Source organism: Pseudomonas sp. GW822-FHT07A10 (assembly GCF_058798795.1).
This window is the reverse complement of sequence record NZ_JBXAKV010000006.1, coordinates 181056-193831: the sequence shown is the minus strand read 5'-3', so window position 1 is coordinate 193831 and position 12776 is coordinate 181056. Positions and strand designations below refer to the sequence as shown.

Sequence of the window (12776 nt, the reverse complement as noted above, 5' to 3'; positions counted from 1 at the left end):
CTGCTTTCTTTCTGATCTAAATCAAACAGCCGGGGGGCGTTCACGTAGACATTTAGAGTCAACGTTCACTCCGCCGCATCTGCGGTCTGCGCCCATTCTTTCGTTTCGTGGAGGCTTACTTAACATGGCGACTCATCTGCACGGTACGCAACCGATCCTCCCGCCGACCGCCCCCCAACCTCTCGCCGGCAGCTTGCGACAATTGGAGCCCAAACGCCTGTCCCTGAGCCTGCTGACGGCTCTGGTGATCGGCTCGATGATCGGCAGCGGCATTTTCAGCCTGCCGCAAAACATGGCCGCCAGTGCGGGTGCCGGTGCCATCCTGATTGGCTGGCTGATCACTGGCGTCGGCATGCTGTCGCTGGCACTGGTTTATCAAACCTTGTCCAGCCGTCAACCGACCCTGGACAACGGCGTGTTTGCCTATGCCCGGGCGTTGGGCGGTGAGTTCCTCGGCTTCAACTCCGCCTGGGGTTATTGGATCAGCGCCTGGGTCGGCAACGTCAGTTACATGGTGATTCTGTTTTCCGCGCTGAGTTTTTTCTTCCCGCTGTTTGGCGAAGGCAACAACAAAGCGGCGATTGTCGGGGCGTCCGTGGTGCTCTGGTCATTGCACTGGATGATCCTGCGGGGCATGCGCACCGCGGCCAAAGCCAACGCCCTGACCACACTGGCCAAAGTCGTGCCCTTGCTGCTGTTTATCGGGCTAGTGATCGCGGCCTTCCAGCGTAAAACCTTCATGGTCGACTTCTGGGGTTCTCCTGCACTGGGCAGCACGCTGGATCAGGTCAAAAGCACCATGCTGGTGACCGTCTGGGTGTTCATCGGGATCGAGGGTGCCAACGTGTTTTCCGCCCGTGCGGCCGAACGCGTCAATGTTGGCCGCGCCACCGTTATCGGTTTCGTCATTACCTTGTTGCTGCTGATTGCGGTGTCCCTGTTGTCGCTGGGCATTCTCGGGCAACCGGAGCTGGCGACCCTGAAAAACCCTTCGATGGCGGGCGTACTTGAGGCAGTTGTCGGGCCGTGGGGCGCGATGTTGATTAGCATCGGCTTGATCATTTCAGTCGGTGGCGCCCTGCTCGCCTGGACGCTGCTGGCAGCCGAATCGATATTCACCCCCGCCAAGGAAAAGGTCATGCCGGGTACGCTCGCCATGGAGAGCACCCGTGGCGTGCCCGCCAATGCGCTGTGGATCACCAACGGCTGCATACAACTGTTCCTGCTGCTGACGCTGTACTCGAGCGCCACTTACCTGACCCTGATTTCCCTGGCCACTTCGATGATTCTGCTGCCGTACCTGTTCAGCGGTTTGTACGCATTGAAACTGACCTGGCAGGGCCAGACCTACGCCGGCCACCGAGGCCTGCAACTGCGCGACATGGTCATTGCCTCGGTCGCCACGCTGTATTGCCTGTGGTTGCTGTATGCCGCCGGGCCTAAATACATGTTGCTCAGCGCTTTGCTCTACGCCCCCGGCTCGTTGATTTACCTGGGCACCCTGAAGACTCGTCAGGGACAAGCGCTCAACGGCCCCGAGACGGGACTGTTGATCATTATCTGGGTGGCGGCAGCCATCGCCGGCTGGATGTTGTGGTCCGGAGCACTGGCCTTGTAAGGGCGAGTGCCGGGTTGTTGTTTTGTCGTGGTGGGCCGAAACCAATGCTCGCGGCTCACCTTATTCGCCAAGAGGAGAAAAGAAAATGAGCAACTCCGTGAAGAAAGTACCCGTTCATACCGAAGCGAAAACCGCTCCGCGCCCAAAGACAACTGAACTGATGCGCCCCTTCGAAAAGCTTCGGCAACAGGTCGACCATCTGTTCGAAGACTTCAGTCTTGGCTCGGGGTTGTCGCTGTTCAACCGTGGACTGTTCGATGTCGCCCCCCTGTGGGACCGGGAGTTGATCGGTCAGAGCATGCCTGCGGTAGACATCGTCGAGAAAGATAAAAGCTTCGAAATCACTGCCGAACTTCCCGGCATGGATCAGAAGGACATTGAGATCAAACTGTCCAATGGCAGCCTGATCATCAAAGGGGAAAAGCAAGAAACGAAGGAAGAAAAAAAGAAAGGCTACCATCTCAGCGAACGTAGCTATGGCTCCTTCGAACGGATGTTCAACCTGCCCAAAGAGGTGGATGCCGATAAGATCGAAGCCAGTTACAGCAAAGGCGTACTGAGCATCTCGCTGCCGAAAAAGCCTGAAGCCCTGAAGGCTGACAAGGTCGTGCAGATCAAAGGCAACTGAGTCCCGGGCAGACCCGCCCCTTGTCGGGAAACCGACAAGGGGTTTTTTATGGGTGCCAGACAAAATGTCCGGATGGCTGATGAACTGCGTGGTGACATCCACCGAGGGCGCTGCCGCCACCAGAATATCGATGTCGCCGACGGTGTCGCGCATGCGTCGCAGGCTTCCGGAAGTTGCTGCGCAGTTTCGATACCCAGGTCGTGATAAAGGTTTTTGACGCGCCTGGGTCCTAACCCGGCAATGGAAAGCAGCCCGACCAGCCCGGGTGGCAATGTCGAACGCAAGCGTTGACGTAGCGAGCAATCACCGGTGGTCACGATTTCATTGATCTTGCCGGCAAGATCAACCCCGATCCCGGTCAGTTTGGGTAGCGGCTCGCCACGAGCGAGGGTTTTCGCCACGTCAAAGGTCAGCGCCCTCAGGGTCCGTGCTGCATTGCGGTAAGCCCGGATCCGGAAGGGATTGGCGTTCTCGATGTCCAGCAGATCAGCGATTTCATCAAAAACCGCAGCGATATGATCGTTGTCGACCACCTGACTGCCGCTGGTCGGGGGCGGCAAGGCCGACGAAGGTGCCTGGAAAGGCGCGACAGCGTGCTTCATGGCATGACTCCCATCGCACAGGCTTCATGAAATCAGCATTACCGATCCAGACTTCCCGGCATTGATATAGGTCAGACAGCAACCGGACATTCATCGGCCATTTTGTGCACCGACTATTGATAAAACTCAAATGCTCGACTGCATTCAGGCGTAGGAATGATTGAAGAGGCGGTACAGGCCCGCGACGTCGAATGGATCGAAAACAACCCCGTGCGAGCCCTGCCCTGACAGTCGACGTGATGCCGCGCCGCATCGCACGTCGGGCAATACACCCTTAGGGGGATGACGTTCATGAACACACCTTCCCAAAACATGCTGGACCACCTGTATGGCACGCATACCCACATTGACGAAGCCTCAATTGTTCCGCTCTTGCGTCAATACGCCGAACCCTTGCCGGAACTGAACTCACCAGCCTTTGGCGAAATGTTCGACCGCTTCGCCGATGCGCGCGTGGTGATGATCGGTGAAGCCAGCCATGGCACCAGTGATTTCTATCGGACCCGGGCGGCGATTACCCAACGGCTGATCGAGCAACACGGATTCAATATCGTGGCCGTTGAGGCAGACTGGCCGGACGCGGGTCATGTAGACCGTTATGTCAGAGGGTTGGCGCGCTCGGCCTGGACGCGGCACATTTTCAGCCGGTTCCCGACCTGGATGTGGCGCAACACCGATGTGAGAGCGTTCACCCATTGGCTGCATCAGTACAACCACCAACACGCACCTGAACAGCGCGTCGAGTTTCGCGGTCTGGACGTTTACAGTTTGCGCAACTCCATCCATGAGGTGCTGAGCTATCTGGACCGTGCCGACCCGCAACTGGCACACGAAGCACGGCGGCGCTATGGCTGTTTGACCCCGTGGCAGGATGATCCTGCGCTGTACGGCCACTTCGTCGAACGCGACGGCATAATGCCCTGCGAGCATGCGGTGGTCGAACAACTCAATGCCATGCTGGCCGAGCAACTGGCCGGGGATATCAAGGACGATGAAGCGTTCTTCGATGCGACCCAGAACGCCCGGGTCATCCAGGCGGCGGAACAATATTACCGAGCGATTTATCGAGGTTCGACGGCCTCCTGGAACCTGCGCGACAGGCACATGTTCGACACCTTACGTGCGTTGCTCGAACACCGCGGTCCGCAAGCCAAGGCCGTGGTGTGGGCGCACAACTCCCATATCGGCAATGCGGCCGCTACGGAGATGGGTTGGAAAGGTCAGTTCAATATCGGTCAACTGTGCCGCAATGCCTATGGGCGCGATGTGGTTCTGATCGGCATGAGCACCGACCGTGGCCAAGTGGCCGCGGCCGACGACTGGGATTGCGAGATGCTCATCAAGGACATCCGGCCGTCCCGGCCAGACAGTTGGGAGCGCAAGTTCCTCGACGCCGGCGTCCCGGCTTCATTGACCGACTGGCGGGATCCACAGCGAAAAGAGCTGCGCCGGGCCCTGTCCAAACCGCTGCTGGAGCGGGCCATCGGTGTGATTTATCGACCCGCCAGCGAGCGCAGCAGCCACTACTTCGAGTCAGTGCTGACCGAACAATTCGACGCCATGGTCTGGATTGAACAGACGCAACCGGTAACCGCGTTGCCCCTGCCAAAAAGCCAGGCGCTGGAACCGGAAGACGAAACCTTTCCATTCGGCATATGACAGGCATCGGACGGTGGTCGTCTGCGTGGGATGACTACCGTCGCAAATACTGCTCGAACCAGTCGCCGGCCAGTCTGGCGACTTCTTCGAGGGTTCCTGCTTCCTCAAAAAGATGTGTCGCGCCCGCCACCACTTCCAGCCGCTGTTCGCACTGCAGGGCGCGACTGCTTTGCACATTGAGATTGAGCACCACCGGATCCAGCTCACCGACAATCTGCAAGGTCGGCGCCTTCACGCGGGACAACGCCGCTCCGGCGAGGTCGGTCCGCCCTCCCCGGCTCACCACCGCATGCACCACGTCCGCCCGCTCGGCCGCTGCCAATAGTGCCGCCGCAGCACCGGTGCTTGCGCCGAACAATCCCATCGGTAGCGGTTGCAGTTCGGCGTCCCGACCAATCCAGTCGATCACCTTCACCAGTCGGTTGGACAGCAGCGCAATATTGAAACGCAATTCCCGGGTCTGGTTGTCCAGGTATTGCTCTGGCTCTGTGAGCAGATCGAACAGCAACGTGCCCAACCCCCGCTGAGCCAGAGACAGCGCAACTTGTTGATTACGCGGGCTTGAACGACCACTGCCGCTGCCATGAACGAACACCACCAGGCCGCCAGCGTGCGCCGGCAGACGCAGGTCGGCAGACAGCTCCACGTTCCCCAGGTCCAGTTTTCGATAGCGAAGCTCAAACATCGGAGTTCTCCTGACCGGAAGCACTCGTATCGGATTCTCTGCGCCAGGCCCGATGCAAAAGATCGATGACTTCTTCGTCCGAGGTCTGGGAAAAATTCAAATACCAATTGCCGATCGACATCAGCCATTCGGGGGTGAGCGGGCAGATCACCTCATCGACTTCGCTAAACAGCGCCTCTACCGTCTCCGGTGGCGCCACCGGCACGGCGACGACAATACGCGACGGTGCTTGCAAGCGCGCCGCCTGGACCGCTGCCATCATTGAGGCCCCGGTCGCCAGGCCATCGTCGACCAGAATCACCACCTGATCCTTGAGCGCCAAGGGGGCACGCGAGCCCCGGTACAAGCGCTCGCGACGCAACAGCTCCTGGGTTTCCCGTGCCACCACGTTATCGAGCGTGCGCTGATCGATACGGTTCGCCCGCAGCGTGTCGTCATTGACGATCTGGATACCGCCACTGGCAATCGCGCCCATGGCGAACTCCTGATGGAATGGCACCCCGAGCTTGCGGACCAGCATCAGGTCCAGGCGAACCTCCAGGGCCGTGGCAATTTCATAGGCAACCGGCACGCCGCCACGGGGCAAGGCGAGAACGATGACATCGGGTCGATGAGCGTATTTGAGCAGCGGCTCCACCAGCCTTCGACCGGCATCAACCCGGTCACGCAGGAGGGTTTGCGTTGAGGGACTATAAATCACTTGAACACCTCCCCAGGCGATCACACCTGTCGGTTCGTATCACACAGCCTTGACCTCTCCACGTCCTTGCGGGATCAAGCATCAGTTTTCATTAAAAGTCCTCCGCTGGAGTCTCCTTGTCGTTGATTTTTATCAAGCTCGCGCGCAAGGCCAACCCTGTCCGCGCAAGGGACCGGGCATTTCATTTCGCCGTTGTTGATCAATATCAATCAGGCTGGGGCCCAATGGATTACGTTGCCAATAGTGGACAGCGCCGCCCCGCAGCGGCGCGCTATGGGAGACTGTCATGCCGACCTTATTTGCGAGCCCGCGATTGCGCTTGTACGACAGCGATGAACTCGATTCGGTGCTGCAGGCAATGGCGCACCAGGCCGCGGCACTGTTGCCATCCACTCAAGTGGCACTGATTGGCATCCAGCGCCGCGGCGAACCTCTGGCGCAGCGCTTACAACAGCATCTGTCACATCAGACCGGCCAGCCAGAACTGCCGCTCTACCCCTTGAAGGTCAAGCGCTATGCCGATGACCTCAAAGTGCTGCATGCCCGCACCGAACTGACCGAAAACCCGCTGCTGGGCGAACTGGACCTTGCCAGCACCACCCTGCTCGTTGTCGACGATGTGCTGTTTGAAGGCCATTCGCTCCTGCGTACCTGCGCGTATCTGGCGCAACTCGGTGCTCGTCGGGTCTATACGGCCGTATTGGTCGACCGGCACGTCTGCCAGCAGCCGATCCATGCCGATATCGTCGGCGTGCATCTGCAAGTGGCCGCCACTGACATCGTCGAATGCAACGTGCCCCCTTACGAAAGGGAATTTTGTATTGAAGTCTGGCGGCATGGCGCCGCGCGATGACGGCGCAACATGCGTAATCGAACAGTGAGTAGCGCTTACTGTTTACTTTTTTCGTCCTGGTCGCCTTCCATCATTCGTGGTCTGAACATGTGCATCGGCATCTGCCAACGGTCATTGCCGTAGAGCCGGTGATGCACCACCGTCCAGAACAGATCGAAAATGGTTTTCTGCTCAGCATCCAAAACCTCGTAGAAAGTTTTGGTACGCACCAGCGCAGCATCCATGCGCTCCAGATGCGCCTCCATCCACTTGGTTTGCGTGCGCAAACGCTCTATCTCTCTGGCCATTCTTTCGGGGGTCGTTTCATTCATCGGCGCCCTCTTCGTGCCCGCCCTTTCATCACGTTCGGCCTTGGCCTTTTCCTGATGCTGATTGGCGTCCGCCATGACCCCCGTGGCCCAGGTATCCCAGGCAGCCATTTGCTCCGGCTTGAGATTGAGCTTGCCTTTGAGATCGTCCAGGGTCTGTTGCGTGTATTTGACCCAATCGAAATCCAGAAAACGATGATACATGCCACCTTGCGCAGCAGACGTCGGCGGGTTGGCGAAGACGCTGGTAGAGGGCACCAGCAACAGGCTTGCCGCCATTAACATGCATTGGCCGATCAGGCTTGATCTGTTCATTTCAGTTCATCTCGATACCGTGGGTTGATTCGAGAATAGGAGTCGGCCTGGGGGCGTATCTGATCCACATCAGAAAACAGGCAGACCTCCGGGCAAGTGGATAAACGGTCGAGCTGCCCCGTAAGAGGAGCGGCCAACAATCGTTATCTACGGTGCTGTCACCCAATCCAGCGGATCACGGGTTCATTCCGGGGCACGGGCGCGGGGGCAGATTTCGGGTGACCCACGATGATCGGTGCCACTGGCGTCCACTCGGTGGGAAGGCCAAGTGCATGCTTTCCTTGCGCAGTACCGAGAAAACCCTGGGCAAAACCGATCCAGCAACTACCCAATCCTTCAGCGTACGCCGCGAGCATCAGGTTCTCGGCAGCCAGTGCGCAGTCTTCGACAACCCACTGACCCGGCGCGGTTCCTGAAATCAGGATGAGTACCGGCGCGTGGTAGAAGATTTGATAGTGTTCATCATCGAGCAACGTATGGAAGTGCTCGGGCTGGGCCTCTGCGGGTATTGTCGCCAGCAGGTGAGCCTTCGCTTCGCGCGAGACCTGATCCAGCAGGCTCTGGTCGCGTATGACGGTAAATGTCCACGGTTGTTGGTTCATCGCGCTGGGCGCCTGCGCAGCGGCACTGATCAAACGACGAATGATGTCTTCATCAACCGCTTCTGTCGTGTACTCCCGTGTCGAGCGACGGCCCAAGATCGCCTTATCGATGTTCATGGGGGGCATACCTCAAAAGAGTGTCATATCCTTTATAAAGTCATCCGCCCACGAGGGCTTGCTGTTGATCTAAATCAAATCAAGGCACAACCGGCCTGCCGTTTTGTCTGACGACTCGCCCCCTCGGAGCGGACCACATTGCGCGAAATTGATCTGCATCAGATAGACGATGAACGCTCAATACACACTGCAAGCGTCTGGCTCGCGCAGGAGCGCTGACATGTGCGGGAAAATCATGGCGTGTATCGGTGGGAGTGTCGCGTTCCGGCTGCTGATCCGCATCATGCTGACAAGCGTCTGCGCACTGGCCTGGAGCACGGGTGGCGCCACACAGAACGCCGCACAGAACGCCGCAAAGAGCGTCGAGCCAGGCGTCACGATCCTCGTTTACCACCGGTTCTCGGACACGGCGGACGACTCGATGACCGTGCGCATGAGCACCTTCGAAACCCAGTTGCGCGTCCTGCGCGAGCACGGTTATCACATTGTGTCGCTGCGCGAGGTGGTCGACTGGCTGCGCAATCCCGATGCGACATTAGCGTCGAAGCCGGTGGCGATCACCGTCGACGACGGGCATCGTTCGGTCTTCGACAAACTGCTGCCCGTCATCCAGCGCGAACGCTTTCCGGTGACCCTGTTTATCTATCCATCGGCCATCTCCAACGCGTCCTATGCGCTGACCTGGGAGCAGTTGCGAACCCTGAAGCAGACCGGGCTCATCGACATCCAGTCGCATACGTACTGGCATCCCAATTTCAACGTCGAGCGCAGGCACCGCACGCCGGCGGATTTCCAGCAATTCGTCCGAACCCAACTGCAAAAATCACGTCAACGCATCGAGTCGCAAACCGGTGCGCAGCAGGTCGACATGCTCGCGTGGCCGTTCGGTATCTATGACGACGAGTTGATCGCACTCGCCTCCGACGAGGGTTACGCAGTGGCCTTCACACTAGACGCGCGCAAGGCCGACCGGCACGCACGACTGCTCGCCCTGCCGCGCTTTCTGATGAGTGATGCCTACGGCGCACACGCGTTCGCGCAGTTGCTCGGTGAACCGGACACTCAGCCGACCGCGGGGAACCCGCGATGACCTTCATCCGCGCATTGAGGCGCTATGCGATCCCGGCGCTGCTCGTCGTCACTGCCCTGCTGACCGGGCAAGGCGCACTGGCCGTCACCGGTGTCGTGCTCGATTCGAGCACGCAGAACCCGCTCGCCGACGCAATCATCACGACGTCGGCCGGCGTGATGCGTACCGACGAAAATGGGCGGTTCGAGACGGCCGAGGCGGTCGAGAGTGTCGCCGCCCGCGCCCCTGGGTATTTGCGCACCGAGGCCAAAGTGAGCGACGAAACGCCTGTGACGCTCGCCCTGACTCCGTTTCGCCCCAAAGCGGTCTATCTGTCAGTGTTCGGCGTGACCAGTTCGACCCTGCGCAACAACGCTGTCAGCCTTGCTGAAAACACCGAGATCAATGCATTGGTGATCGACGTCAAGGGTGACCGTGGCCTGACGCCCTATCGCAGTGCGGCGCGCGAGGCGATCGGTGCAACAGCCCACTTGACCACACGGGCACCTCAGATGCGCGACTTTCCGGCGCTGCTTGCCAAGCTGCGCGCGCAACACCCGTACTTGATCGCGCGCATAGTGGTGTTCAAGGACGATCCATTCGCCAGTGCGCATCCAGAATGGAGCGTGCACACCGCTGACGGCCAGCCGTGGCGGGATCTCGAAACGTTGCAATGGATGGATCCGTTTTCCCATGAGGTCTGGCAGCACAATCTCGATGTCGCCGAAGAGGCAGCGAAGATGGGTTTCGACGAGATCCAGTTCGACTATGTGCGCTTTCCCGACAAGAGCGGGCTGCGCTTTGCCCTCCCCAACAACCGCGCCAACCGGACCGCGGCGATCATCGGCTTTCTGCAGGCCGCACGCGCACGGCTCGCCCCCTACAATGTATTCGTCTCCGCGGACATCTTCGGCTACGTCTGCTGGAACCTCGACGATACGGCGATCGGCCAGCAAATCGAACTGCTGGGCGCGGAGCTCGACTACATTTCGCCAATGCTGTACCCGTCCGGTTTCACATGGGGGCTGCCGGGCTTTACCAACCCGACAGCCGACCCCGGCCAGATTGTCAGGCGTACCCTGGCGGAGGCGATGAAGCGCACCCACCTGCCGGGCGTGCGCTTTCGTCCCTGGTTGCAGGCCTTTCGTGACTATGCCTTCGATCGTCGCCCGTTTGACGCGGCCGCGATCAGTGCTCAGGTTCACGCCGCCGACGCAGCCGGCACCGATGGATGGATGTTATGGAACCCACGCAATCACTACGAGGCCGCCGATCTGCCACAGCGCTGAAGCGCTGGGCGATGCTGCTTGGCCTGGCGATGGCGGCGCACATCGCATGCGCCGGCGATCTCGATGCGACGACGCGCCTGCAAGCCGCACAAATCGTCGAGGGCCAGATCGCCACCGGACGCGTTCCAGGGGCTGTCGTCCTGATCGGTGATTCCACGCATGTGTTCTATCGCCAGGCCTTCGGACAACGCACGACGACGCCCCCCCGCGAGCCGATGACGCTGGACACCGAGTTCGATCTGGCATCGCTGACCAAAGTCATCGCGACGACCACGGCCATCCTGCAACTGGCCGAAACGGGCCGCATCAACCTGGACGCCCCCGTTGCACGGTATTGGCCGGCCTTTGGGGCGCACGGCAAAGAGGCGGTGAAGGTGCGTGACCTGCTTGCACACACGTCCGGGCTGCGCCCAGATTTGCCTGGGCGGCCACCCGTTGCGGGCCGCAAAGGTGTGTTGAGCGCCATCGCGGCGCAGCGGCTGCGCAACGCGCCGGGTGCCCAAGTCATTTACAGTGACCTGAATTTCGTGGTGCTCGGCGAGCTGGTCGAACGCATCACCCACAGCTCGCTCGACGCCTATTGCCAGGCTCACATCTTCGGGCCGCTGGGCATGCGCGACACGGTTTTTCTGCCCGATACCCTGCGAGCGATACGCAGCGCACCGACACTCGCCACCAAGGCCGGCACGCTCCGGGGGCGCGTACACGATCCGACGGCGCAATGGATGGACGGTGTATCCGGTAACGCCGGGCTGTTTTCCACGGCGGACGACCTTGCGCGTTTCGCGCAGATGGTGCTGAACCAGGGACGCGCAGGCAGCCGGCAGATCCTGCGGCCGGCGAGTATCTCCGCCCTGGCGAGCGCCGTTTCACCGCTCGACAGCGTGCCGTGGCGCGGCCTCGGCTGGGAACTGGCCGCACCGTTCGTATCGAACCATGATCGTCTGCCGCCGATTGGCGTCATCGGCCATACCGGATACACCGGCACGGGGCTGTGGATTGATCTGGTGACCCGCCAATTCATCGTCATCCTGAGCAACCGGGTGTATCCCGATGACCGCGGTGACGCTCGCCCGCTTCGTGCGCAATTGCTTGCACTGATGGCCAGTCGCGGGGCACCTGCGAACAGCGCGCAAATCGGCCGGTTGCTGCCCTCAGCGTTGCCGGCGCTGCGTGCCGCCGATCGCCTGCCCACCTCGACGGGCCCGGTGCAGACAGGCATTGATGTGCTTGAGGCACAGCAGTTTGCCCCGCTCGCCGGCCTGCGCGTGGGCTTGATCACCAATCGCAGCGGATTCGATGCCAAAGGCCGACGCACCGTCGACGTCCTCGCCCATGCGCCAGGCGTCAGACTGGTGGCGCTGTTTTCGCCCGAGCATGGGCTGAACATCGACGTGGACGAACGAGTCGGCGACACTCGCGACCCGGCGACGGGCCTCACCGTGCACAGTCTCTACGGCGCAACGCAGCGCTTCCCGGCCGGTTCGCTCAAAGGGCTGGATGCGCTGATCTTCGATATTCAGGACGCCGGCGTGCGCTTCTTCACCTATGAGACGACACTCGGCTACGCACTCGAAGCCGCCGCGGCGCAAGGCATTGCGCTGTTCGTGCTGGACCGGCCCGACCCGCTCGGCGCACAACGTTTCGGCGGCCCTGTGATGGACAGTCGCCGTGAATCGTTTACCGGCTATTTCCCTGCACCGCTGCAGCCCGGCATGACCGTCGGTGAGCTGGCGCGTCTATTCAACCGCAACAAGCACATTGGTGCGGATCTGCGCGTTGTGCCGATGCAGGGATACCGGCGCACGATGACCTTTGCCGACACCGGGTTGGGATGGGTGCCGCTCTCGCCAAACCTGCGCACGCTCTCCCAGCTGGACCTGTACCCGGATATCGGTTTGCTCGAAGGCGCAAATCTGAGTGTGGGGCGTGGCACGCCGCATCCGTTCGAGTGGGTCGGCGCGCCGTGGATCGACGCGACCCGGCTCGCAAACGCACTGAATGCGTTTGACGTCGGCGCGCATTTCGAGCCGGTCGACTTCGTCCCCACCGAATCAAACTGGCACGGTCGGCTCTGTCATGGTGTGAGCATCACCCGCCTCTCAACGCCTGCGCAACGCCCTGTAGCCAGCCTGGGACTGACCCTGCTCGCCACCTTGCACACGCTCTATCCCCACCTACTCGACCTGGCGGCGACCCGTGATTCAATCGGCTCGCAAAGCGTGTGGCAGGCGATTCGCGATGGCGCGACACCTGACGCGGCGCAGGCGCTCGACGCAGAGCTGCTTGCGCATTTCGCGCGGCTACGGCAGGAGAACTTGCTGTATTGAC

Annotated in this window: 12 protein-coding genes; 7 read left to right on the top strand and 5 right to left on the bottom strand. The window is 60.5% G+C overall.

Going from position 1 to position 12776, the window contains the following annotated elements:
* The first annotated feature begins 124 nt into the window (after positions 1-124).
* Together arcD and AC1RL4_RS12975 are read left to right on the top strand one after the other, a co-directional pair.
* Positions 125-1618 carry an arginine-ornithine antiporter gene (gene arcD, locus AC1RL4_RS12980; RefSeq protein ID WP_096480729.1) on the top strand — a complete coding sequence of 498 codons (1494 nt, stop codon included), beginning with the start codon at positions 125-127 and terminating at the stop codon, positions 1616-1618.
* Between the two features lie 85 nt (positions 1619-1703).
* Positions 1704-2246, top strand: coding sequence for an Hsp20/alpha crystallin family protein (locus AC1RL4_RS12975; RefSeq protein ID WP_019582052.1), 543 nt, complete (start codon positions 1704-1706; stop codon positions 2244-2246).
* Here AC1RL4_RS12975 and AC1RL4_RS12970 read toward each other — a convergent pair.
* The gene (locus AC1RL4_RS12970; RefSeq protein ID WP_230172801.1) at positions 2159-2779 is read right to left on the bottom strand and encodes a nucleotidyltransferase family protein; all 621 of its coding nucleotides are present in this window, start codon (positions 2777-2779) and stop codon (positions 2159-2161) included. The two genes, AC1RL4_RS12975 and AC1RL4_RS12970, sit on opposite strands and share 88 nt — an antisense overlap.
* Positions 2780-3139: 360 nt before the next feature.
* Between AC1RL4_RS12970 and AC1RL4_RS12965 the strand changes: the two genes are divergently transcribed.
* Positions 3140-4507 (top strand): erythromycin esterase family protein, encoded by a 1368-nt coding sequence (locus AC1RL4_RS12965; protein WP_096480730.1) that lies wholly within the window; start codon positions 3140-3142, stop codon positions 4505-4507.
* Positions 4508-4541: 34 nt separating this feature from the next.
* Here the strand turns inward: AC1RL4_RS12965 and AC1RL4_RS12960 are convergent, their stop codons facing one another.
* Complete coding sequence (locus tag AC1RL4_RS12960; RefSeq protein WP_019582050.1) at positions 4542-5192, bottom strand: dienelactone hydrolase family protein; 651 nt, start codon at positions 5190-5192, stop codon at positions 4542-4544.
* The gene (locus AC1RL4_RS12955) at positions 5185-5889 is read right to left on the bottom strand and encodes a phosphoribosyltransferase (protein ID WP_033051674.1); all 705 of its coding nucleotides are present in this window, start codon (positions 5887-5889) and stop codon (positions 5185-5187) included. Before AC1RL4_RS12955 ends, AC1RL4_RS12960 begins: the two co-directional genes overlap by 8 nt.
* A 289-nt stretch (positions 5890-6178) precedes the next feature.
* Here AC1RL4_RS12955 and AC1RL4_RS12950 point away from each other — a divergent pair, with 289 nt between their 5' ends.
* Complete coding sequence (locus AC1RL4_RS12950; RefSeq protein WP_230172805.1) at positions 6179-6745, top strand: bifunctional pyr operon transcriptional regulator/uracil phosphoribosyltransferase PyrR; 567 nt, start codon at positions 6179-6181, stop codon at positions 6743-6745.
* A 35-nt stretch (positions 6746-6780) separates the two neighbouring features.
* Here AC1RL4_RS12950 and AC1RL4_RS12945 read toward each other — a convergent pair whose 3' ends face one another.
* Positions 6781-7368 (bottom strand): Spy/CpxP family protein refolding chaperone, encoded by a 588-nt coding sequence (locus AC1RL4_RS12945; RefSeq protein WP_230172807.1) that lies wholly within the window; start codon positions 7366-7368, stop codon positions 6781-6783.
* A gap of 158 nt (positions 7369-7526) precedes the next feature.
* Positions 7527-8087, bottom strand: a complete 561-nt coding sequence (locus tag AC1RL4_RS12940; protein WP_230172809.1) for a nitroreductase family protein — start codon at positions 8085-8087, stop codon at positions 7527-7529.
* A 220-nt stretch (positions 8088-8307) separates the two neighbouring features.
* Between AC1RL4_RS12940 and AC1RL4_RS12935 the strand changes: the two genes are divergently transcribed.
* Genes AC1RL4_RS12935 through AC1RL4_RS12925 form a run of 3 tightly spaced genes read left to right on the top strand, consistent with a single transcriptional unit; the run spans position 8308 to position 12775 of the window.
* Positions 8308-9177: a polysaccharide deacetylase family protein gene (locus AC1RL4_RS12935; protein ID WP_230172811.1), complete on the top strand. Its 870-nt coding sequence runs from the start codon at positions 8308-8310 to the stop codon at positions 9175-9177.
* Positions 9174-10445, top strand: a complete 1272-nt coding sequence (locus tag AC1RL4_RS12930; RefSeq protein WP_461772274.1) for a putative glycoside hydrolase — start codon at positions 9174-9176, stop codon at positions 10443-10445. The genes AC1RL4_RS12935 and AC1RL4_RS12930 overlap by 4 nt, the downstream gene beginning before the upstream one ends.
* Entirely contained in the window at positions 10397-12775 is a 2379-nt protein-coding gene (locus tag AC1RL4_RS12925; RefSeq protein ID WP_230172815.1) for an exo-beta-N-acetylmuramidase NamZ domain-containing protein, read from the top strand. The genes AC1RL4_RS12930 and AC1RL4_RS12925 overlap by 49 nt, the downstream gene beginning before the upstream one ends.
* Position 12776 lies beyond the last annotated feature (1 nt).

Coding starts and splice junctions, on each gene's coding strand:
- AC1RL4_RS12965 (WP_096480730.1), top strand. CDS start 3,140: ATGAACACACCTTCCCAAAACATGCTGGACCACCTGTATGGCACGCAT.
- AC1RL4_RS12930 (WP_461772274.1), top strand. CDS start 9,174: ATGACCTTCATCCGCGCATTGAGGCGCTATGCGATCCCGGCGCTGCTC.
- AC1RL4_RS12940 (WP_230172809.1), bottom strand. CDS start 8,087: ATGAACATCGATAAGGCGATCTTGGGCCGTCGCTCGACACGGGAGTAC.
- AC1RL4_RS12925 (WP_230172815.1), top strand. CDS start 10,397: ATGGAACCCACGCAATCACTACGAGGCCGCCGATCTGCCACAGCGCTG.
- AC1RL4_RS12975 (WP_019582052.1), top strand. CDS start 1,704: ATGAGCAACTCCGTGAAGAAAGTACCCGTTCATACCGAAGCGAAAACC.
- AC1RL4_RS12945 (WP_230172807.1), bottom strand. CDS start 7,368: ATGAACAGATCAAGCCTGATCGGCCAATGCATGTTAATGGCGGCAAGC.
- AC1RL4_RS12950 (WP_230172805.1), top strand. CDS start 6,179: ATGCCGACCTTATTTGCGAGCCCGCGATTGCGCTTGTACGACAGCGAT.
- arcD (WP_096480729.1), top strand. CDS start 125: ATGGCGACTCATCTGCACGGTACGCAACCGATCCTCCCGCCGACCGCC.
- AC1RL4_RS12935 (WP_230172811.1), top strand. CDS start 8,308: ATGTGCGGGAAAATCATGGCGTGTATCGGTGGGAGTGTCGCGTTCCGG.
- AC1RL4_RS12960 (WP_019582050.1), bottom strand. CDS start 5,192: ATGTTTGAGCTTCGCTATCGAAAACTGGACCTGGGGAACGTGGAGCTG.